This is a genomic window from Terrimonas alba (genome assembly GCF_042434975.1).
In the GTDB taxonomy this organism is placed as follows: domain Bacteria; phylum Bacteroidota; class Bacteroidia; order Chitinophagales; family Chitinophagaceae; genus Terrimonas_B; species Terrimonas_B alba.
Window position 1 is genome coordinate 336,300 of sequence record NZ_JBHMQM010000001.1, and the last position, 23,864, is coordinate 360,163.

Below are 23,864 nucleotides of genomic sequence, written 5' to 3' on the forward strand. Positions count from 1 at the left end.
TTAAAAGGCTAATCCTAATTTTAAAAATAATATTTAGCTTTTGAATTATTTTAAAAACTAAATTTACATTTCTAACTTTTTGAGAAAGTCAACCAAAGCTGGATGGGTAAAAAATGGTTTTATAAAGGCCTGATTTTAAGAGAGTTTTATTTCTCTAATGTGCTTTCTTGTGCGGAAGTGAGTGAGCGGATCAATAAAAGCCTTCCGTTCACTGCCAAAATTCTTGATGAATTGATTAAAGAAGGGCACCTGACCGAATCAGGTTACGCTCCTTCAAGTGGCGGTCGTCGCCCATTGCTTTATACTATCAATTTTGATACGACTTACATTCTTTCGGTTGCAATGGACCAGTTGATAACCCGTATCTCCATTATGAATGTTCAAAACAAGCACGTTGGGGAGGTACAGGCTTTTGAACTTCCACTCCAAAACAATCCTGAAGCCCTCAGCATTTTAGCTGAAAAAATGAACTATGTCGTCAACAAATCGGGCATCGACAAGAAAAAGATCATTGGCGCCGGCATCGGCATGCCCGGCTTTTTAGATTATGAAAAAGGGATCAATTATTCCTTTTTACAAACAAAGGACATAACAATCGTACAATACCTCACCGAAAAACTGGAACTGCCGGTATATATCGACAATGACTCGAGTCTCATAGCATTGGCTGAATTAAGATTTGGCGCAGCCCGAAACAGAAAAAATGCAATGGTCATCAATATCGGCTGGGGAGTCGGATTAGGAATGGTGTTGAATGGCGGATTATTCAGGGGACACAACGGATTTGCAGGAGAATTCAGCCACATCCCGCTATTTAATAATAATAAATTATGCAGTTGTGGCAAGACCGGTTGTTTGGAAACAGAAACATCCCTACTGGTAATAATAGAAAAAGCGAAAATGGAATTAAAAGAAGGTCGCTTATCAAGTCTCAGCAAAAATTTTCCATCAGGACATTTCGAAAAGGATTATAAAGCTATCATCAGCGCTGCTTTGAAAGGCGATCAGTTCGCGGTGGAATTGCTGTCCGAAGTGGGCTTCAACATTGGAAAAGGTGTCGCTATTCTGATTCATTTAATGAACCCTGAATCGATTATTATCAGCGGTCGTGGCGCCATGGCAGGCAAAATGTTACAGACCCCTATTCAACAGGCGTTGAACAAAGATTGCATACCATGGCTTTCAGCTAATACGGAAATAGAATTATCCACCCTGGGTCACGATGCAGAATTAATTGGTTCTGCCGCATTGGTAATGGAAAGCCAGGTAAAGGAAAAAGCAACGATGATTGAAAAAAGAAAGATGAGAAAAAGGCTTTTGCAGAACATCAATTGAGTTATTCTTAAATAACATATAGTAATTCACTTTTTATTAAAACAAAAAATCAACTGCAATGAAGAAGAGAAACAAACGATTCTTATTGGTACTGTTGGCTCTTGTGGTTAGTAACACTATGTTGCTGGCACAGGTAAAACGTACCATTACCGGTGTTGTTACGGACAGTAATGGAAAACCGGTGCCATCGGCAACGGTGAGTGTGAAAGGCACTACCCAATCAGTGGTCACTGATGAAAATGGCCGGTACAGTATTTCTGTGGACAAAAGCAATCCAGTGCTGGTGATCAGCTCAGTAAGTTTTGCGCAGCAGGAAGTGCCTGTTGGCAATTCCACTTCGTTAACAACAACACTGCAGGGCACGGCCAGTGATCTTACTGAAGTAGTAGTGACTTCACTGGGTATTACCAAAAAACAAAAAGCTTTGGGTTATGCGGCTACAACCATCAAGGCTGAAGAACTTACCCTTACGGGCTCACCCAACTTCGGTGCAGCTTTGTATGGTAAGGCGCCCGGTGTTCGCATTGGTGCTACACCAGGTGGTGCTACCAGTGCTGTTAATATCACCATTCGTGGTATTAACTCTATCACTGGAAAAAATCAGCCATTGATAGTGATGGATGGTGTACCTATCCGCGATGGCGAAGTAAGAAACAACAACTACTGGGATGATCAGCGTCTTAGAGGTAATGGATTACTGGATATAAACCCCGAGGACATCGACAACATCTCCATTCTGAAAGGAGCATCTGCTGCTGCTCTCTACGGATCGGAAGCAGTGAACGGTGTAGTGTTAATTACAACGAAAAGTGGTAAAGGCAAAAAAGGATTTAGTATTGACGTCAATGCCAATACAAGCTTCGACAAAGTAGCCTATTTGCCCCGCTATCAAAACGTGAGAGGTGCGGGTGCACCACTCAATATCAGCAATGGAGGTCAAGATGATGCAGGGTTTGTTTACTACGATGTGGATGGCGATGGTGTAAAAGAAACCAGGGGTATTCTTGGTTATAGTATCAACTTCGGTCCAAAATTCGATGGCAAGCCCACAATGGCCTGGGATGGTATCATCAGACCTTATGAAGCACAGAAAGACAATTATGCCGGTTTATTCCAAACTGCACAAAACTCCAGCATTAACGTTGCCTTGACGCAAGCATCTGAAAATTCTAATGTCCGGTTTTCTTTAACACGCCAGGACAATGAGGGTGTGAGTCTGGGTGCAAAAAACAGCAAGAACATCGCTAACCTGAACAGCACATTCCGGTTAGGTAAAAAATTCTCAACAGACCTTTTGATAAATTATGTGAATCAGCATACGAGCAATCGTCCTTATTCAATAGACAGGATGATGAACAACTTTACCGGTATGATGGGAAGATTTGATAATGCTGATTGGTATTTGAATAAATATAAAACCAGCAAAGGTTATCGTTATGTAACCGGCACTAACCAGAGTTTAACGCCAGCTGAAAACATCAAGTACAATGGCTTTAAAGGTGACATTGCTGATTATGTATGGAGAATAAAAGAACATAATGAAGACGAGTACAGCAACCGGGTAATCGCAAGCCTTACCAATAACTGGCAAATCATTAATAATCTTAAGCTGCGTGCCAGGATTGCTACTGATTTTACATCTCAAAGAACTGAAACACGTCAATCTACAGAGATTCCATTGGCTTTTGGGAATTCAGGATATTATGCATTAGGTACTTTTGTAAATACAATTTTTTATGGTGATGTATTATTAACATATACTAAACAGCTTACTCCTGATTTTGAATTAAATGTAATGGGAGGGTATATGGCAAATAAAGAGGAAGGAACCACTACTAATGTAGGCACGAGTGGAGGATTAAGTGTGGAAAATTTCTTTGATATTGCTGCATCTGTTAACCCAGCAACCTTTAATAGAGCGGCTAAGTATCGGAGTAAACTGATAAAAGACGCATATATAGGCACCATTAACGGAAATTATAAGGATTATCTTTTTGTGGAAGGTACTTTTCGCCGCGATGCTACATCTACTATGCATCCTGATAGAAACGATTTTGTGTATCCTTCAGTAAATTCAGGTTTTGTATTTACGGAGGCCTTTCAATTACCTTCTTTTATCAATTATGGTAAAGTGCGTGCCTCTTGGGGTATTGTAGGTAACTATCCTGAAATTTATCAAGCCAATATTGCTTATGATCAAAACACATTGGGTGTTCAGGAAGTAGGAGGTAAACCGGTTCTTTATACGACACTCCCTTCTGCTTTTGGTAATGATGCAATCAAGCCAGAAGAAAAGCATGAATTTGAGTTTGGTTTGGAAGCGAAATTTCTTAAAAGTCGCATAGGTTTAGATGTGTCCTATTATAATGGTCAGATCAGGGATCAGATATTGCCGTTAACCATTCCGGCAAGTTCCGGCGCTACTTCCGTTTTAACTAACATTGGAACATTAAGAAATAAAGGTATTGAAATTGCTATAACAGGTACTCCGGTTATTACCAATAATTTCAAATGGGAAACTGGTATCAATTTTTCTCAAAACAAAAATGTAGTTGAAAAACTCGCTTCCGGTTCAAATGAACTTTTGCATGCCGATTATGATGGTAACGCTGCTCAGTTAAAATCGATAGTAGGACAACCCATGGGTGATTTTTATGCTCACCCCGTTGCTACAGATTCCAAAGGCCAGATGATAGTTGATCCGAATGGCTTGTACAAAGTTGATCCAAGCAAAATGGTAAAGATTGGCAATGCAATGCCAAAAGTGGTAGGTGGTTTCTTCAATACATTCAGCTTTAAAGGATTCACATTAGATGCCTTGATGGACTTCAGATTGGGTGGCTATGTAATGCCTACTGCTATCAATTGGATGATCAGCCGCGGTCTGTTGGAAGAGAGCACCAACTTTATGGACAAAGCACATGGTGGTCTTACCTATTACGAAGATGCAAGTGGTAACAGAATTCAAACTACTGCTGCGCAAGGTCCTAATGGCGAAAAAGTATATGAGGACGGTATGTTATTGTCTGGTGTAAAAGCTGATGGTACACCTAATGATTATATTGCTTCTTCTGCAGATTATTATTGGACTGTATACAATTGGGGTGGTCCTCAATATAGCCCCAATACACGTTATGAACTGTACATCAAAAAGAACTCGTATGTGAAGTTCAGGGAAGTCTCACTCGGATATGCATTGCCAACGAATATTGCAAGCAAAATTGGCGCTAAAAAAATTCAATTGTCTGTATTCGGAAGAAACCTGTTTTACCTGTACAGAACATTGAAAGACCTGGATGCGGAGCAAACAGTAGCTGGTTCAAGATGGTTCCAGTCGCTTACCAATGTAGGTACTAATCCATCAACAAGAACCTTCGGTGTAATGTTAAGGGCCACTTTCTAAGTATTATTAAGAATTATCTAAAAATTATTTTATGAAGAAAATATTGTTCATACTTAATCTGTTGCTGGCGACGGTTTTTATAGCCTGCACAAAATCAGATTTTAAAAACAGCTATGCTGATCCGTCCAGAATTTCAGGAAGCTCTGTGGAAAAGCAATTCACTGGTTTTCTTGTATCCAATAAAGGTTATGTGTTACCGGATTACTGGAATTATTTTGTTGTGCTGAGAACAACAGTTAATCGTTATACCCAAGCCGTTGGTTGGATCAATTCAAACAATCAATATGTTCCCGGTGCCGCAGGTATTGGTGATCGTTGGAACAGCTATTACAATTTTTTAGCTCAATACAGGGAGTTTGAAATTGTGTATAATAAACTAGCCGCTGATGACCAGGCTGACAGGCGTATTTACAAGATTGCCTCAGCCATTTATTTCTACGATCATACCCAGAAAGTGGTAGATCTGCATGGCGATATTCCCTGGACTGAAGCAGGTAAATTAAGCGCCAATGGAGGCGACTATGCCAACTCCCTGCCAAAGTATGATGGAGCTGATGCGATCTATACTAAGATGCTGGATGACTTAAAAGGCTTTGCTGATGAATTGAGCACCGTTTCTGTAAAATCAGCTATTCAAACAGGTTTTAAAACTCAGGACATTATCAACAAAGGTGATATTGAGCTTTGGAAAAAATATTGTAATTCACTTCGGCTTCGGATACTAATGAGAGTGTCAGATGTTCCGGCATTCCAGGCAAGAGTAACCAGTGAAATTGCAGCGATATTAGCTAATCCTGCAAAATATCCGTTGATCAGTAGTAATGCTGACAACATCCAAATAAATGTACACGATCTTAGTACAGATATCAATTCCAGAGGCTTCAGATCCGGCCTTGAAGATTGGGACGGAAACATAGCTGGTAAAGTGATGATCGATCATATGAAGACAAATGCCGATCCTCGTTTGAGAGCTATGTTTGAAACCGGCGCTAATGCTGGTGGTGTTTACAACGGTTTGGATCCATTGGCAACTTCTTCTGTACAAACGGCACTCATTGCCGGAGGAACTCTTTCCATCTACAACCGGTCAACATTAAGCCGCAATGAATATTTCCCTGGCGTTTTAATTAACGCTCCTGAAGTAAGCTTTTTGTTAGCTGAATATTATTTAAAAGCTGGTAATGATGCTGCTGCTAAAACAGCTTATGAAAAAGGCATTACCCAGTCAATTGAATTTTACTATTGGCTAAGAACAAAAAGCAACGACAATACGGCCATTGCTTTAGTTCCAACGACACCTGCAGAAATCGCGGCGTATACCAGTACAGCTGGAGTAAATTGGGCTACTGCAACTACCACAGCCGACAAATTAAAGTTGATCGCTACGCAAAAATGGATACACTTCAGCGTAGTACAACCGCTGGAAAATTGGGCTGAGCTTAGGAGATTGGATGCGCCTGCGCTGAGTTTTGAAGTGGATAATGCAAATGCTCAAAAACAACCCCCGTATAGATGGTTGTATGCCGGCAGCGAACAAACATATAACACAGAAAACTACCAAACTGTACAATCAAAAGACAATTTGACTACCAAAATCTTTTGGGACGTCAAATAAATTGAGTAAATTCAGGAAAGACAAAATAGACCTTGAAAATCTCTATAGAGCGATAGAATAAGAGGATGGAATTGACAATATAAGTTCTCGTTAAGCAGTTGTTTTCGGCCGGTTGTTTATACAGCCGGCCTTTTTTATTGTGCTTATCAATAACTTCTACCGTCAGAAAACTTTCCTAATATCATTTTCATGTACCCGTGATTTTTGATCATTTTGGCGATCAAAAAGATTATACATGCCGTTCGGAAATGACGCCTATCATTAAATCAAATTTTCACCTCGTCCCATGCATTAATTCCTCCCCTGCAGCAATGAATAATGCAACAAACAAAGGGAGTTCGCAATGAACACCCTTTACTAAAACTAAAACTGCTTTTTAAAAAACGAATGAAACACCCAACTGCAATGGCGAAAGGCCATATCCTATTTCTGCATAAGCGCCAATATTATCGGCAAACATATAACGGGCCGCCGCATGAATGCCTACACTGATATCTCCATCTGTAGCTTTGTATTTTTCGCCACCGGCCTCATACTTCAGCGTAAAGCCACGGTGAAAAACAGCGACGCCACCATATACATCCAGCTTTGGTTCCGTAATTTTTAAAAGTTCATTGAAGTGATATGAGCCTCGTACACCAATGATTCTATAGCTGTACTTCCAGTCATCAGCATACTTTCTGCCAACATAACCTAAATAAAGACCTGCACTAATCTGATCCGTAAAACCATGCTCATAAGAAGCGGTAATGGGCAAGCCGCCTGTGCCATGCAGGCCGTAAGTACCGATACCAATGCCGGCATTTACATAATTCTTTCCTTTTACACTTTGCGCATTTGCCGAAGTGGTTGCGGCTGCTGCAGTCATCACTAAGATCATCGACAGGATCAATTTTCCTTTGTTCATAATATATTTTTTGATTGATTACTGGTTTGCAATAAGAATCGTCAGCGGGATTGTTTTTAAAACGATACACTACTTCAACAGAAAAACCTCAATAACTCACAACTCCTTTTGTGCTTATCCCTGGATCAAAACTAACAAGTGATTATTGCTTCAATTAAAAGCAAGCGCTGAACCGGATTTTCTTTTGCATAAACTGTGATTTTCACTGACTGAATCGCATAAGATTTTTGGTATATGCTAAAAAAAATTCACAGCTATTTTAAATTGAAAACAATAGAAGGTACTTCAAAGTGATCTCCTTCGTCGGCTTATCTTTAAACGCTCTACCCTACCAACAACGCAAACATTTTAATTTGCAAATAATTCTTCCGGAGTTTTTTTCAGATGCTTCAAAAAATAAGTCATGCCATATGTTTGGCATTTTTTAAAGATTTACCATAGAAGAAATTTATATGCCCTCGTCTGTAATTCAATCTCCAGCCCTGATTAATTAAACTTAAAAACACTTAAAGTGAAAATGATCAGAAATAAAAACAGCTGGATAACGTGCACTGTAGTGACATTGGCTTTGAGTTTAATCAGAGTATTATTATACCCGTTTTCTAAAGATGGTTGGAGGAGTAATGTCCTAAGTTTTAAACCCAATCTCCTTCTGATACCCAATCCATTAATGATAATAAGCAACAGCAGAACCATTTTTACCCGAAACCACATTTGCTGACCCCAGACCTCGTGCAGGTAATACATCATGGTTAAACCGGACAAAATAATGATCAGCATTCCAATACCCATGTAACGCTGCAGCGTATTTAATATGTTGTCTAAGACCAGGCTTTTGCTTTTGTCAAGTGATAAATTTTTCCAGAACTGCCTGAAGTAAATAAAATCTATAAAAGTAGCTCCTGCCATCAAAGTCAGCCCAACGATGTGTGTAACCAATGCAGCAAAATAAATTTCTTGATTCATACCCTAGATTTTTATTTTTTCAATGATAGAAAGATCTGCTTTTCGCTGTTCGTACCGATAAACATACTGCACACATACCGTAATCAAAATCAAATCAACAGAAACAAAAATTATTTGTCCAATGGGATCATTGCTGCAGATATGCGCTATTAATGCAGAAATCATCGCGATACCGAAACCCGCATAAATCCACTCTTTAATTCTTCGGGGGACTTGTGGAATTAGTAACAAAATTGCCCCGCATACTTTAGCTACCACCAACTCATACCTGAAATAGTCGGGAAATCCTAGCTTTAAGAGCGCCTCTGCATGTGAATACGAATAGTAGGCGCTGAATAACATAAAAAAACTGATAAAACCTTTTGCGGTCCAATAAAGGGCTGCCTGTTTCTTTTCCATAATTATTTTATTTCGTTTACGATATTTATTATGCAAATATACTACGTTTACGATATTAATAACGGAGCCCGAAGTTTTTTTTTTAATATTGCTTCGAAACCGAAGTATATATGAATAAGACTGTGCAACTTGTCAACTTATGGGGGAATTTTGAAAGCCTGCACCCAACCGGCAGTATCGAAGATTTTTGCAGGTACTTTCTTGCTACGCAGCAAAGGGCAGAACCAGGCGGACCGCTGGTTGGAGGCGTGGTGCCCAATTTTAGTGATGGCTTGCTATTAAAAATTATAGGCAGAATCAGCAAACTGAATATGTCCTATGCGAATATGGCTCTTAAAGGAACGGATCTGAATCAAATCGAAGAGTTTGGAATGTTGGTGACAATCCAACAAGAGAAAAATCCAAAGAAGACCGAAGTCATATTTGCAAATTTATTTGAACTATCGAGCGGAACAGACATGTTAAACCGGCTGAAAAAAAGAGGCCTCATAAAAGAATTCGATGATGAAGAGGACAAGCGTTCAAAACGCTTGTCACTGACCCCCAAGGGTGAAAAAACCGTTTTGATCTGCTATGAACGGGTAAAGAAAAACGCCAGGATGATGTTGCATGGCCTGGCTGAAGATGATAAGTTGCTTTGCATACAGCTATTAAAAAATATTGAAATAAATCTATCCGGTCTATGGCCGCAACACCGGGGTAAATCTTTCGAGGAAGTATACAATAGCCTGGTTACTGAAAAAAATAGAAAAGTAAAAACAAAGGCATAAACTGTGCTGTGGCAGGACGCCGATTTGAGAAAGCATCAATGGTGGAACAGGAGAGTTATTATTAGCAGATAGTTGACATATCACCCATTTTTTAAAAAATTCCCCTGGATTCTCATCCATTCCGTGATCTTAGCTTTTTCATCAATGGTAATTGAACCCCGTTTATTTACTTCTAATACTGGTGCTTTCTTGTTTCTGTATCCGGAAACTGCCAATGTAAATTGTTTCACTGCAAGCATGGAAGACCTTCCCATCATGGACAATTATGATCTCTTCTAGTACATCAACGTTTTAAGGAGAAGATGTACTTCATGACAACCAGCCATTACTAAAACCTGCACGTTGCAATCCCTTAATGAGGTAAGGACACTGCTTCATCAATCCCCAGAGGAAACCTGAGCGATAATTCTCAATCATCAGGATAATCGGTCCCTGGTTAAGTCCGAAATGCCAGGGCGAAACCCACCAACCATAAGGATTACCGTAGCTGCCGGGGTGGGACGGATTGAAGGATGCCTTGAACCCATAGCGATTAAACTTTGTCATCCTGGCTTGATGAATGCAATGGTTGAGCGAAGGCAGGACAATTTCAGGTGCAAATGGAAGTGATGCCACCAACGCCCAGGGAGCAAGCGTACCATCGTCCGGCCCGTACGGCACACCTCGTCCTACATAATCGAAAAACTGCCGTTCGATGCCGTCTATTTTGATGGTATCGGGGCCGGGGCCCTCGCTTGCGGTAATTCCCCAGCAACAGGGTCCATAATCCTTGAATCTTAGAGGGTTCGTGATCGCATACTGTTGTTGTACATAAGTTGCACGGCGACTGTTCTCAAAGTAGTCAATACCTTTATCACGCATAAAGGCGTCCTGGATACCACGGAAGTCGATCCAAATATGCGAGAGCTGATGAATGAACAACGGGCCGGCATAAAGATATTCATATCCGTAACAGTGTTCCCAGCGGTAAGTAGAAGTCCAGGTGGTATAGCTGCTTGCTTGCAACGGATGAGTCGGAGAGCCCAAGGCCAGTATATATAGTAGCAGCGCTTCATCATATCCTTCCCAGTGATAGTTGAGAAATCCGCTTTCGGGTTTCCAGCCGTGTGATACGCCTGCACCCTGGTTTTGCGCCCATTGCCAATCCACACGGCGATAGAGTGCATCGGCCAGGGTGCGGATTTCAGTCTCACTGGCTGTAACTCCGTTAAAATAAACTCCTGCAGTCAATGCCCCAGCCAATAAAAAAGAACTGTCCACCGTCGAAAGTTCGCATTGCCAAGCACGACGGCCGGTCTGCATATCGAGAAAATGGTAATAAAACCCCTTATACCCGGTTGCGTCAGGCTCCGGGCCTTGTGGGCTGTACCGGAAAAAACGCAAAGTGGCAAGTGTGCGTTCGACAGCTGCTTCCCTTGACATGAATCCTCTTTCGACAGCAACCGGATAACAGGCTAATGCCAGGCCCGTAGCGGCAATGCTGGAGGGCCAATTCGGCGCAGTCTTGTCCTTCACCAAACCATTGGATGGGTTAGTCTCGTGCAAAAAAAAATCAAATGTTTCTCGCTGAAGTTTATCCAGTGTTTGGGTGTCCTGAGTCTTATGATTCATACCTGAACGCCTCCTCTCGCCCATTTGGAAAACAACTTGACTGCAATGGCTGCCACCGGGTGAAGCGGCAGATCAATGCGTGATAAAAGGGTTCCTATAACTTATCTAAAGGTAAACGGTATGTTTATTAATTCGAAATTTTTCCAGTAGTGGCGTGAATGAGAATGAATTTGATTTTTCTAAAGAGCTTTGTCAAAAAATCGTATTAAATAGACAAGAATTCCTGAATAAATTAGGCTCATTATTATTCCATTTTGTTTCCCTGGGTGATTTTTTTGTATTTATTCATTTCAGCTAATGTTTAAATCATACCATGTCAAAGCCGGTGAATTATTGGGTATTTCTTTATAATCAAATTCCCACATTATCGTAATGGCATTTTAAACATGGTCTCACTTTCAGTTTCTTTCCTGATTTTAACACAACACAATAGTTTTCACAAAGGAATATTCCCATGCTTCTTCCTGGGTAGTTTAGCCACTTTATTCTCCAGCATGGCAAATGCCTTGATCAGTTTTATTCGTGTTTCTTTTGGTTCTATTACTTCATCAATAAAACCTCTTTCGGCAGCCAGGTAAGGAGTGGCGAATTTTTCCCCATACTCCGCTTCCTTCTCTGCAAGTTTTTGGATCGGATCGGTCGCTTCGGCGATTTCTTTTTTGAAAATAATTTCACTGGCCCCCTTCGCTCCCATTACGGCTATTTCCGCTGTGGGCCAGGCGAAATTCAGATCAGCGCCGATATGTTTTGAATTCATCACATCATAAGCGCCGCCGTATGCTTTCCTTGTAATAACGGTGATACGTGGAACGGTGGCCTCGCTTAATGCATATAGTAGTTTTGCACCATTGGTAATAATGCCATTCCATTCCTGGTCGGTACCCGGCAAAAAGCCCGGCACATCCACCAATACCAATAAAGGAATATTGAAACAATCACAAAAGCGGGTAAACCTTGCCGCTTTTTTAGAGCTGTTGATATCCAGCACACCGGCCAGGCTCATGGGTTGATTGGCCACAATGCCAATACTCCGGCCCGCCAGTCGTGCAAAACCAACCACGATATTTGTCGCATACTCTTTATGTATCTCAAAAAATGAATCGTCATCACAAATCGTTTCTATCACTAATCGCATATCATAAGGCTGGTTGTTACTTTCGGGAATGATCTCTTCCAATGACTCCCTTGTTTCATCTCCCGGCACATATGGAAATTTGGGTGTAGTGTCCTCGCAGTTTTGCGGCAGGTAGCTTAATAGTTTTTTTACCTGTGCAATGCACTCCATATCGTTGGCCGCCGTCAGATGTGTAACGCCTGATTTAGAAGAATGTGCAGAAGCTCCACCCAGTTCTTCCGAACTTACTTCTTCATTGGTAACTGTTCTCACCACATTGGGCCCGGTAACGAACATATAACTGGTGTGCTCAACCATCAAGGTGAAATCAGTCATGGCAGGTGAGTACACTGCACCGCCGGCACAGGGACCCATGATAGCTGATAGCTGCGGAATAACACCAGAAGACAACACATTCCTGTAAAAGATATCCGCATAGCCTCCCAGTGATCTTACACCTTCCTGTATTCTTGCGCCGCCCGAATCATTCAACCCGATCATAGGTGCACCCATCTTTATAGCCAGATCCATTACCTTACATATTTTTTCCGCATGCGTTTCAGACAGGGCGCCACCGAACACGGTAAAGTCCTGTGCAAACACATAAGCGAGTCGTCCATTGATAGTACCATAACCGGTAACGACACCATCGCCATAAAACTGTTGGTCTTCCATCCCGAAATCTTTGGTACGATGAAGCACCAGGGCGCCAATTTCTTCAAAGGATCCGGGATCCATTAGCAGTGTAATACGCTCCCTGGCAGTCAATTTTCCTTTTTTATGCTGCGCAGCATTTCTTGCCGCACCCCCACCCTGCTTTCCATCCTCAATCTTTTTTCGTAATATTTCTGACTTAGCTTTTTTCATGAATCTTATAATTATTTTTCCAAAAGCCGGTTTTTCCAATTGGTAAAAACGGATTCAACAGGTTTTATTTTTTTTTGTTGATCAAAAAAAAATTTCAATGCAATGATGGACGCCAGTTCGGCATTGGCTCTTTGTTTGTCTACCAGCTTTTCCGGTGTATAATATTTTTTTACAAAATGCGTATCAAATTTCCCGGATACAAAAGCTGCATGCTCAAAAACAAAATTACCGAAGGGCAATGTAGTGGCTATGCCTTCAATTTTATATTCCTTAATAGCCGTTTTCATTTTTTGAATAGCCTCATTCCTGTCTTTCGCATGTGTCACCAGCTTGGCGATCATCGGGTCATAATACACAGGAATGGCCATGCCTTCTGAGTATCCATCATCTATTCTTATTCCTTCGCCACCAGGTTTTATATATTTGGTCAATGTGCCGATAGAAGGTAAAAAATCATTCAGCGGATCTTCAGCATACACCCGCAATTCAAGAGCATGCCCATTGATAACAATATCATTCTGTGTGAAACTTAACTTCTCCCCTCTTGCTATTTTTATTTGTTCTTCCACCAGGTCAATGCCTGTTATCATTTCGGTAACGGGATGTTCAACCTGCAAGCGGGTATTCATTTCCAAAAAATAAAAGTTCAACTGATCATCCACCAAAAACTCTACAGTGCCGGTGCTGGTATAGTTACAGGATTTGGCAACTAGCACGGCTGCCTCGCCCATTTTTTTTCGAAGTTCAGGAGTCAGAATGGAGGAAGGAGATTCTTCCACCACTTTCTGGTGGCGCCGTTGTATACTGCATTCCCGTTCAAACAGGTGAACAGTATTGCCATATTTATCCGCCAAAACCTGTATCTCTATATGGCGTGGCGAGTTCACATATTTTTCAATAAACACAGCACCATCGCCAAAAGATGATCTTGCTTCGCTGATGGCCCTTTGCATCTGCTCTTCCAACTCGTTTTCTTTTTCCACCACTCTCATTCCTTTGCCACCACCACCCGCAGATGCTTTTATTAAAATTGGATACCCTATTTTGTCTGCCACTTCTTTCGCAATGGTAATATCTTCAATCGCCTTATCAATGCCCGGCACCATTGGGACATTATATTTTTTCACCGATTCTTTGGCAGCCAGTTTCGAGCCCATTATCCGCATAGCTTCGGGGCCGGGCCCGATAAAATTGATGCCGGCCTCTTCTACTTTCCTGGCGAATTCCGCATTCTCACTCAGGAAACCATAGCCGGGGTGAATGCCGTCTGCACCCAACTCTTTGGCAACAGCAATTATCTTATCACCGTTAAGATACGATTGATTGGAAGGTGCAGGCCCGATACAGACAGCCTCATCTGCAAATAACACATGCGGTGCACTGCGATCAACTTCGGAAAATACCGCCACGGATTTGATACCCATCTTCCGTATGGTTCGCATGATCCTTAAAGCAATCTCCCCGCGGTTGGCAACTACTATCTTTTGCATCGTTGGCCTATTGAATATTAAAATTGAGCATTAATGCCTTTACTTAAGGAAACCTGATTGAGCATTGATCCCGATAAATATCGTTGAACATTTCTCTGTTGAATTACTATTCAATGCACAATTTTCCCTGTCGACATAAAAATAATGACGGCTTATTATTCCAGCTCTACCAGCACCTGGCCTTTCTCAACAGCCTGCCCAGCCGATACCGATACTTTTTTGATGATGGCATTGGTTTGGATCATAATACTGTTCTCCATCTTCATAGCTTCGAGTATTAAGAGTTTATCGCCTTCCCTTACTTCCTGGCCATCAGTTACGGCAATTTCCAATACCAGCCCCGGCATGGGTGCTTTAATCTCTTTCACTTGCTTATTACTTGCTTTGCCAAAACCCATCCGTTCCAGCACCTGGTCAAGCTCATCTTTTATTTCAATGTCGAATGTTTCCCCTTCTATTTCAATTGTTAGTCTTTTAGCTGTTGCATTGGCCTCGAGCAGTTTTGCATTACTACAGCGATGATCTTTTATAAGATTGAATGATACAGGAGATAGTGCAACCAGGTCTGTCTTATCTATTTCATCTTTTGTAAAAGAAAATAAGAACCCGTTTGTTTTTACTTTGTACGTTTTAACGTCATTAGGCATATACCAGGTTTGTACTCTAAATTAAGTAATCTGGAAATTGAATTAGAAAAAGGCCGTATTTCAAATTTTAGCACGGTTCATGTGACCATTCACGAGTGTCCCCGGCAAAAGTGAACCAGGATTGAAGCATTAATTACTCCTGGCAAATTGCCTGATTTTTTTAAGGTAAAGAGCTGTATGAATCAAGGTCAAGCCTCCTCAAAATTACGCTGCAGTCAAAAGTACAGGATCAGTTTTATCTAAACGTACCGGTTCGGCGGCTTACCAAATTGAAAAAATTTGGAAGGAAAGGGAACTGATGACGGCGATATAAAGGGAAGTTATGTTTTTTAGTAAGATACTCAGATTACACCGGAGGCAAATGATATGAAACATAAGACGATGGTTTAGCTGATTGAGAAGCAGTCAACGATTTTCGCTAATTGCCCTAATCCTGTGACAAAAAACGCCCAGAATTGCCTTATTTTATGACATGGGTGGATGTTTGTAGTATATACTGCTCATAATGGACCATCTTGGATCTTCGTTGCATAATGATGCATCATCCAAAATCCCAAACGATGGTTCATTGTCGCTAATTCACTGAGCTTATTTCTGATCTTCTGGTCTTCTGTTTTTTTGGTTTTGCCTGATAATAATAAACAGGCGGTTGAATATTGAACAATTTAAAGGCCTGCCGCAGACTGATGCCAGTTTGCTGGTGGCTATAGTTAGTTTGGCTAAGGTCCAGATGAGTCTTGCATAATCCACCCATTGGGTTGCAAAGCTTTAGCATTGGTGCCAAGTCTCACAAATTGTCAGATAATACTGTCTGCTGAATCATCGCACCCGTCATATATAAAAAGTTCACACCGGAGAAGTTTTCTAACAAGCGATGTTTATCACTCAATCCGGGGGAATTGTATAAGTCAAAAATATTCTTATAGAGGTTAGAAATATGATTGATTTCAATTTCCAAATTTCCTTTTTCAGTTGATAATTTGATGCGCCACTTTATAAGCGCCGAATCAATTTCTTCATTTATCAATAGCTCTTTTAATTTCTCCAATTTCTTTATTGCAGCATTTAAGTTTTTAGTTTAATAAAAACAGAGACAACAAAGCCACAAAAGACCACCGCTCTCCTGATAACAAGAAAAACCTCTCCTGGGAGAGGTTTTTTAATTGAAAGCGCAGGATTAATTGCTGTATGAGAATGTGTGCGTATACTTAAGTGTCCAGTTTGCCGGGTCGTAGCCGGGATCGTTTGTTGCGTCGTACACATTAACTTTTGTGGGATATCCATCTCTGTCGTAGGTAAACACATGGTTTTCCTTAAAGCTTGATGCAGGTGAAAGGAAATAGCTCATATTTTCGCCAGTAGATACAGTGGTGCATTGCACGCCGAAAATTTTCAGGTATGGATCAAGCGTGGTGCGTACTGAATTTAGTTGGAGCTTATCAGCCGGTCCCTGACCTCCACGTTGGAACTGAAGAGTAGCTGTGTGCTGATTGACAGCGCTATAAAATTTTACCTGCGACAAGTTGCCAGGACCATACCAAACAAACTTTATTCTTTCCGCAGTGTTGTCTTTGTTGTATTTCTCTGTCAGCAGCCCGTCAACACTGTAATCGTACCACCATGTTTTGGTTACTCCTACATTTGATTCGTAGCTGGTGTGTTTTGATTGGGTAGTTCTGCCATTGGTGATCGTATATTCAACTTTCAATTTTAATACATTGTTTTCAAAAGTGCTCGCTGTAAGCGTATTGCCCGATTTTACGTAAGCAACATATTTAGCGGGGCTGTAAATTACTTTAGTTAAGGTGCCACCTGCATTGTACAGTAGCGAGTCTGTACCCTTTTTAACAAGGTTGCGTGCCTCTTTGAAATTGAAACGTGCAGCTTCAATCTTATTACCTGAACCTGCTGCAATTTCAGGACTAATTGAATCATTTGGTTGAAGACCTTCTTTTTTACAGGCCGTTAAACCCGCAACTGCGACCATTACGATAACTGTAAGTTGAAATAACCTTTTCATTTTTTTTTGATTTTGTTGGTGATTGTTTTTTGTTTCAACAAAGAAAGCATCATCAAAGACCTGTTTGCAATTCCAACTTTCTAAAGGCAGGTTGGAATTAATGAAAGGAAAACACTCAGTGTATAATGCCACAAAGCGGGTATATAACTACGGGAACCTTTATAATGTTTATTCATTTACCGGTTGATACAGCCTGTTACAATCGCCATGAATTACTTATAAGTGAAACACAATATTTATCTGGCAGCAACTCTTGAAGGAAGTTTATTTGCCCGGTATTTATTTCGTAAAAGAATTGAGAAACTTAAACCAGGATTTAATTGGAAGTATAAACGTACAGGAATAAACACGTGCTAAATGATCCCTGGTAGTTTTATGTGCAGGTGGTATGATTAATTCTATTGACGGTTCCTGAGATTCGTAAAAAGATTGACAGCCGGTCAATGACTTTTTTTGTAATACTTAATCTTATTATCGCAGCTTTAATTGTTGCAATACTTCCTCTTTTTTTCGGCGGGACACCTCCACCCTGGAGCCATCTGATAAAATGATCTGTTCGTTATCACTGCTGATGCGTGTAATATGTTTTGGATTTACAAGGTGTGACTTGTGTGTGCGAATAAACTGGAAATCTTCCAGCATTTCTTCAAAATGCTTTAATGTTTTAGAAGCGAGAAAGGGCCGTTTTTTCGTAAGGTGAATATGAGTATAGCTTCTGTCGGCTTCTAATCTTAGTATTTCGTCGATGGTAAAAAAATAAACACCTTCTGCAGAAGGCACTGCAATTTTAAAATCCTTTATCTCTTTTTTTTCAATATTGCTTACCAGGTTATCGTATAGTGCTTTCTTTTCTTTATCGTTCTCTTTTTTTTCAATATGGCGCAGAATGGCTCCTTTCAACTCGTCAGGGTCTACCGGCTTTAAAAGATAATCCAATGCGCTGAAGCGGATAGCCTGGATGGCGTATTGGTTATAAGCAGTTGTAAAGATGACATCAAAAGAAGGATCTTTTATTTCCATTAATAACTGAAAGCCATTTTTATACGGCATTTCCACATCAAGGAAAACAATATCGGGTTGATAAACATTCAGGATCTCTAAACCGGAGTCAACCGATTCTGCCTGGCGGATTTCTGTAACTTCCGGTACAAAATTTTCAAGGTAATGCTTTAACACATTGCGGGCTTTTACCTCGTCATCAATGATCAATGCTTTTATCATGGCAGAAAGATTGAATATTTTTCAAATACTAAACTACAATAAAGGTTAGCCATTAAACAGCATCAGCAAAAATAAAACAGTGAACGGCTGGTCTCATTCAATTAACGGTATAAATTATCTTCTCTGCTGCATCAGGTTATTTCAAATAGGACGAAAGTTCAATGATTACTTTTGTTCCTGTTGCTTCACCGGCATCATCGTATTTGTCAATTATTTGCAGGACAGCATGATGTCCCTGTTTTTGCAGGAGTTCAATGCGGTCTTTACAAATACTCATGCCTTTGGATACATGCCTCTTTGTTTTGCTTTGCTCTTCTTTTAATTCCAGCGCTTTTCTTCGCCCGATGCCATTATCATCTACTATACATTGAAACACATCATCACTCAACTTTTTAAAACAAATATTTAGTATCCTGTCGGTTGGTTTATGCATCAGTCCATGCCATAATGCATTTTCAACAAAGGGTTGTAACAGCATAGAAGGAATTAGTATCTCATCCGTTTCCAGGTCTTCGGCTACATGTATATTATATTGAAAAGATTTTTCAAACCGCATATGTTCAAGTGTAAGGTAAAGCTCCAGCACTTCAATTTCTTCAGTAAGGGTGATCATGACCTTGCTGGAGTTATTTAACACCAGACGAAACAGCTTCGAAAACTTGTTCAGGTACAAACTGGCTTCGCCATACTTTTCGGTAACGATGCATTCCTGTATACTGTTAAGGCAGTTAAAAACAAAATGCGGATTCATCTGTGCCCTCAATGCCATCAACTGTGTTTCAGCTAAAAGTTTTTGTATTTCCAGCAATTGTATTTCACTTTCTTTAGCTGTCTCCTGTGCTTTTGCTTCAGCAATTTTGTTGGCACTGATAGCCGCAATAGTTGATAATGCTTTTACATGATCTTCTGTGAAAAATTTTTTTCGGGAATGTTCTGAATCAATCACTCCAATTGTTTTTCCTTCGTGAATAACAGGAACAGCCAGTTCGGATAAGCGATATTTATCATCAGGTATATAACGGTCATCCTTTGTAGTATCTTTTATCATAACAGGTTTTTTTGTCAATGCTGCAGCTCCTACAATGCCTTCACCGTTTTTAATTTCAATTGGATTAATGATCTCGTGTTCTTTCGGGTTCTTCAGTCCGTATGCAGCTTTTTGAACCAGCACATTTCTTTTTTCATCAAGCAGGTAAACAACACAGTCTTCAAGTTTGAGTTGCGAAATACAATTGCGGGCTATGTCCCAGCAGATCTCTGTTATGGAATTTTCACCATACAAAGAATTGGCGAAGTAATCAATAGTGCTGTCAATCCGTTTATTTCTTTTTCTTTTTTGAACAAAGCGATAAGCTGCATAAAATAAAAATGCAAAAAGAACAGCAACTGCAGATAAAAACCACCATGTTTGCCAAAAGGAAGGCTCTATGTAAACAGCAATAGGATTACTTTCTATCCACTTGCCTGTATGGTCCTGCATTCGCAGATGAAGAGTGTAATTTCCCGGGGGTACGTTGGTATATGTTGCACTATTTTTAGAAGCTGATCTCCAGTCTTTATCAAAATCTTTTAATTGATAAGAGTATTTAGCAGTCTGATGAAAATCAAGAGAAGTAAAATCAAAAGAGAAAAAGTTTTCGTTATGCTCAAGTTTAATTTCTGTAAGATCGAAGCAGGGCCGGTCAAATGTTTTACGCTTATCAAAAACAGAGAAACTAACGAGGTGCGGCGGCGATGTTTTCTTATCGGTTTTAAATTTTTTAGTGTCAACAATACAGAAACCTTTATCGGTTCCTAACCAGAGATTGTTTTGTGCGTCTTTCCACAAAGAGTTCTGAATAAAACCTGCATACGGCAAAAGCACATGCAGATCAAACACATTGAATTGGCCGGTTGAACGGTTTAGCCGGATAATTTCCTTGGGTGTGGTTAGCCAGAGAATCTCCCTTCCTTCTGTTGAAATGTTGGTGATGTGTTGGTAGTTTGAAGGAAGTGTAATTGTACGGCTGCGTTTGTTTAATGAGTTGTATTCAATTAATCCTTTCAATGTACCAATCAGCAACAGGCATGATGAGTCAATGTGTATCGTAGAAATGGATTTTATCGCCGTATCGTTTGTATAGCTGTGACGCACCGCATTCTTCGAAACAACATCGTACTCGTACAACCCGCCATTATTTATCTCTAACCAAAGTTTTTTTCTTTCCGGATCATAAGCTGTTGCATCAATGCCTGTGAATTGGAAAAGAGTATCTACGGTTTGTGTGTTTTGCCTGTACCAGCATTTTTTAGTTTTTAAATCGACACGTGCCGCATCGCCGTTAATAAGAATAAGTTCGTCCTTATTAATTACATGAACATAGCTTATTGCTTCATCAAAAAAAACGTTAGCGTCGCTGGTTTCAAATTTTGAAAGGCGGCCATTCTTTTTGTTGTAGACGCATAAGCCGGCTCTGGAAGCGATATAAACAAAATTGCCGTTATTACTCATTTGTTTTATAAGTACCGAAGGAAAATTTCCTGATGAATTGTTTTGTGAAAACAGGTTATTAAATTGATTGGTTTGTGTATTGAATTTGCTTAAGCCTTTATTGGTGCCCACCAATAGTTCATTAGCCGAAACCGGCAGGAAGGAGAAAACTCCGTTACCTCCCAATGAATTTGTTTTGGAATAATCCCGATGATATAGCCTGATAAAATCAAGGTCAGGCTGAAACCACACCACACCCCGCAAAGACGACCCATACCAGATATTGCCGTCCTTATCTTCAAATGCACTCATGCCCTTGCCTTCCTGCTCCGGGTAGGGATATGGATAAGAGGGATCGTTTTTTAATGAATATATTTCGTTGGTTGAAGGAAAATATTGAAGAAGTCCGAAGGTGGAATTGGAAATCCAGATCCTTCCTTTTTTGTCTCTTACTACGCAGCCGCTTTCGGTAAAGGTTTTAGAAGTGGAAGGGTTTAAAAAAGATGGTGCAGGACGAAATTTCCATGTTTTGGTATTAAAAAAAACAAAGCCGGATCTTTCCATGGTAATGAGCATTTCTTCATTATTAATAAACTTACCATCATGCATACCTGCCTTGCCATAGCCAAGCTTTTTCTTGTCAAATGGCACATGCTGAATGTTATTTTTCAAAAGATCATAGCAGAATAAACCAATATCAGTAAGCACCCACAGGATATTTTTTCCCTGGGGAACGAACATGGCTACACCATAATCATCGATCTCTCCTTTAAACAGAGTTGTGAGGTCTTCAATTTTGTTTGTTTGTTTTGAAAAACGGTAACAGGCGCCACCACAAGCCAGGTAAATCCTTCCCATTTGGTCGCCGCCGACTCTCCAAACCGGCGAACCGTATTTGCTCTTTTTAACGGATTGGTATTGGGGCAATTTTTCGAAGCAATCTTTTGTGTAATTGTATTTTACAACGCCTTTTATTCCGCAGGCAAACCACATATCACCATCCTTATCTGTGTAGATCCAGTACACAATATTTCCCGGCAATGAAGTAGAATCCTTGGGATCATTGAAATATTGTTTCACTGAATGTCCGTCGTAGCGGTTAAGGCCATTAGCGGTGGCGATCCAGATAAAACCGTATTTGTCCTGGCCAATGCTCCATACTATCGGGCTGGAAAGGCCTTGTTCTATTCCAAGTGTAAAAAAATGGTGTTGCGACTGGCTATGAACAATAGCCGGTAATAGCAGAAGAAACCAGATGCAACAACGAATCAGCATGTTTTAAATAAGAAAGAAAGATAGGGTGTTAAATTAGAAATTGTTTATACAAACAGCAAACGGAAGATTTGAAACAACGAACGGCAATGGTTGTGAAAGAAACTTTATCAACCTGAACGAACTGTAAGATGTTACTATGATTTCAGGCCTTCAAATCAATTCATTTTTTTCATACCAGCCTTTCGTTGGCTGAATTTGCTGGAACCCCTCCAAGAAAAAATCGAAAACGGAACGTTTACGCCGTTTGTTTATCCAAACCTTCCAATCGCTAATCTTTTTCTTTCTTCAAAAGGCATGTCGTACATCTTACATCAAAATTAATAAAATGAAAAAGCTTTTACACTTAACGATTTTTTGTTTCACCGTTCTTTATTGTTCATCCCAGGTAGCAATCAATAACAATGGTAATAATCCTGCCACTACTTCTATGCTCGATGTAAGTTCAACAACAAAAGGAATGCTGATTCCCCGCATGACATCGGTGCAGCGTAAAGCTATTAGTAACCCTGAAATGGGCCTGCTGGTGTACGATACAGACAGGCAAACCATTTATTTGTTTGATGGTGTTAACTGGAAACCTATGATGTTCACAATTGATGGCAGTCTGCCGCCGATATCAAGACAACCTGATGGCCTGGCTTATGCATCTTACTTTGGTTCATCGGTGGATATTTATGGTAATTATGCAGTAGTTGGTGCACCGGGAGACACTGTTGGAAATGAAATATGCGGAGCGGCCTACATTTATGCAAAAGAAAGCGGCACATGGAAACAAATGGCAAAGCTGAAGGCTTCTAACGCAGCTGCCGGTGATAAGTTTGGCACTTCTGTTTCTATCTATGATGACTTAGTGGTGATTGGCGCACCGGAAAAAGCTATATCGGGTATTTATGGAAGGGGAAGAGTGTATGTATTTAAAAGAACTGGGAATGTATGGTCTCAGCTTGCAGGCCTCCAGGCTTCTAACGGACAGGCCTATGACCTGTTTGGAACATCTGTTGCAATTGATGGACAAATGATTATTGCCGGTGCACCTTTCACGGACCATACCGGAAAAACAGATGCAGGCAGTGCCTATGTTTTCAGGTTCGAAAACAACAACTGGGTTGAAAAGAAAGTGCTTAATCCCGCCGATGCTACAAACACTGGTCTGTTTGGATCTGCAGTAGATATTTCGGGCGCAACTGTCGCTATAGGAGCTTATAATACCACGGCCAGTTTTGTAGCTTATACTGGTGCTGTTTATACGTATAACAATACAGACTTTACCGGAACTAACTGGGTATTTGGTCAAAAGCTGGGGCCAGACATCAAACAGGCAGAAATGCAATTTGGATATTCCGTCGATATAGAAGGTGATCGTATGTTAGTTGGTGCTCCTTCCTATAATGAATCAGGTGCTCCCGGAGCCGGCAGGGCCTTTGGATTTAAAAGAACAGGCGGCCAGTGGAGTTCTGACTTTAATTTAAATTCTTTTACGGCAGGCGAACAAGCTGGCAAAGCTGTTGCCATTGATGGCGACTATTCGTTTTTTAGCTATCCCGGTTACAACAATGAAAGTGGGCGGGTGATGATTTATAACATGAATTCCATTACAAAATACCTCTACGACGAAAACAAAGATATTGGCCGCCAATTTGGAAGGGTTATGGCCGCACACAATGGACAATATATTATTGGCGCCTCCGGGTTCGCCCAGTATGGAGCTGTTTTCTTTGGTGTAGTGAATTAATGAATTGTATCTCCCATATTTC

Annotated in this window: 16 protein-coding genes; 5 read left to right on the forward strand and 11 right to left on the reverse strand. The window is 40.5% G+C overall.

The features are described 5' to 3' along the window. Positions 1-102 precede the first annotated feature (102 nt). The 3 genes from ACFEL9_RS01560 to ACFEL9_RS01570 are packed head-to-tail and all read left to right on the forward strand — an operon-like array spanning position 103 to position 6,353. Positions 103-1,335, forward strand: coding sequence for an ROK family protein (locus ACFEL9_RS01560; RefSeq protein WP_385885517.1), 1,233 nt, complete (start codon positions 103-105; stop codon positions 1,333-1,335). Between the two features lie 58 nt (positions 1,336-1,393). Continuing rightward, positions 1,394-4,738, forward strand: a complete 3,345-nt coding sequence (locus tag ACFEL9_RS01565) for a SusC/RagA family TonB-linked outer membrane protein (protein ID WP_385885519.1) — start codon at positions 1,394-1,396, stop codon at positions 4,736-4,738. 31 nt (positions 4,739-4,769) lie between these two features. Continuing rightward, complete coding sequence (locus ACFEL9_RS01570; RefSeq protein WP_385885521.1) at positions 4,770-6,353, forward strand: SusD/RagB family nutrient-binding outer membrane lipoprotein; 1,584 nt, start codon at positions 4,770-4,772, stop codon at positions 6,351-6,353. A gap of 376 nt (positions 6,354-6,729) precedes the next feature. Here ACFEL9_RS01570 and ACFEL9_RS01575 read toward each other — a convergent pair whose 3' ends face one another. From ACFEL9_RS01575 to ACFEL9_RS01585, 3 genes are all read right to left on the reverse strand, one after another. Further along, positions 6,730-7,260, reverse strand: a complete 531-nt coding sequence (locus tag ACFEL9_RS01575) for an outer membrane beta-barrel protein (RefSeq protein ID WP_385885523.1) — start codon at positions 7,258-7,260, stop codon at positions 6,730-6,732. A gap of 486 nt (positions 7,261-7,746) precedes the next feature. Beyond that, positions 7,747-8,226 carry a hypothetical protein gene (locus ACFEL9_RS01580; protein WP_385885524.1) on the reverse strand — a complete coding sequence of 160 codons (480 nt, stop codon included), beginning with the start codon at positions 8,224-8,226 and terminating at the stop codon, positions 7,747-7,749. Positions 8,227-8,229: 3 nt separating this feature from the next. Next, entirely contained in the window at positions 8,230-8,625 is a 396-nt protein-coding gene (locus tag ACFEL9_RS01585; RefSeq protein WP_385885526.1) for a DoxX family protein, read from the reverse strand. Between the two features lie 110 nt (positions 8,626-8,735). Between ACFEL9_RS01585 and ACFEL9_RS01590 the strand changes: the two genes are divergently transcribed. Beyond that, complete coding sequence (locus ACFEL9_RS01590) at positions 8,736-9,395, forward strand: MarR family winged helix-turn-helix transcriptional regulator (RefSeq protein ID WP_385885527.1); 660 nt, start codon at positions 8,736-8,738, stop codon at positions 9,393-9,395. 309 nt (positions 9,396-9,704) lie between these two features. On the opposite strand, the gene ACFEL9_RS01595 is transcribed toward ACFEL9_RS01590, so the two are convergent. From ACFEL9_RS01595 to ACFEL9_RS01630, 8 genes are all read right to left on the reverse strand, one after another. Beyond that, on the reverse strand, positions 9,705-11,006 hold the full coding sequence (locus ACFEL9_RS01595; protein WP_385885529.1) for a glucoamylase family protein: 1,302 nt from the start codon (positions 11,004-11,006) through the stop codon (positions 9,705-9,707). Between the two features lie 436 nt (positions 11,007-11,442). Then, the gene (locus ACFEL9_RS01600) at positions 11,443-12,987 is read right to left on the reverse strand and encodes an acyl-CoA carboxylase subunit beta (RefSeq protein WP_385885531.1); all 1,545 of its coding nucleotides are present in this window, start codon (positions 12,985-12,987) and stop codon (positions 11,443-11,445) included. A gap of 11 nt (positions 12,988-12,998) precedes the next feature. Further along, positions 12,999-14,477, reverse strand: coding sequence for an acetyl-CoA carboxylase biotin carboxylase subunit (accC, locus tag ACFEL9_RS01605; protein WP_385885533.1), 1,479 nt, complete (start codon positions 14,475-14,477; stop codon positions 12,999-13,001). A gap of 155 nt (positions 14,478-14,632) precedes the next feature. Next, positions 14,633-15,124 carry an acyl-CoA carboxylase biotin carboxyl carrier protein subunit gene (locus tag ACFEL9_RS01610; protein WP_385885535.1) on the reverse strand — a complete coding sequence of 164 codons (492 nt, stop codon included), beginning with the start codon at positions 15,122-15,124 and terminating at the stop codon, positions 14,633-14,635. A gap of 787 nt (positions 15,125-15,911) precedes the next feature. Next, a complete protein-coding gene (locus ACFEL9_RS01615) occupies positions 15,912-16,172 on the reverse strand; it encodes a hypothetical protein (RefSeq protein ID WP_385885536.1) in 261 nt (86 codons plus the stop codon). 129 nt (positions 16,173-16,301) lie between these two features. After that, positions 16,302-17,144 carry a hypothetical protein gene (locus ACFEL9_RS01620; RefSeq protein ID WP_385885538.1) on the reverse strand — a complete coding sequence of 281 codons (843 nt, stop codon included), beginning with the start codon at positions 17,142-17,144 and terminating at the stop codon, positions 16,302-16,304. A gap of 471 nt (positions 17,145-17,615) precedes the next feature. After that, positions 17,616-18,365, reverse strand: coding sequence for a LytR/AlgR family response regulator transcription factor (locus ACFEL9_RS01625; RefSeq protein WP_385885539.1), 750 nt, complete (start codon positions 18,363-18,365; stop codon positions 17,616-17,618). A 136-nt stretch (positions 18,366-18,501) separates the two neighbouring features. After that, on the reverse strand, positions 18,502-22,110 hold the full coding sequence (locus ACFEL9_RS01630) for a histidine kinase (protein ID WP_385885541.1): 3,609 nt from the start codon (positions 22,108-22,110) through the stop codon (positions 18,502-18,504). Positions 22,111-22,435: 325 nt separating this feature from the next. Here ACFEL9_RS01630 and ACFEL9_RS01635 point away from each other — a divergent pair, with 325 nt between their 5' ends. Further along, positions 22,436-23,842 carry an FG-GAP repeat protein gene (locus ACFEL9_RS01635; protein WP_385885543.1) on the forward strand — a complete coding sequence of 469 codons (1,407 nt, stop codon included), beginning with the start codon at positions 22,436-22,438 and terminating at the stop codon, positions 23,840-23,842. The last annotated feature ends 22 nt before the right edge of the window (positions 23,843-23,864 follow it).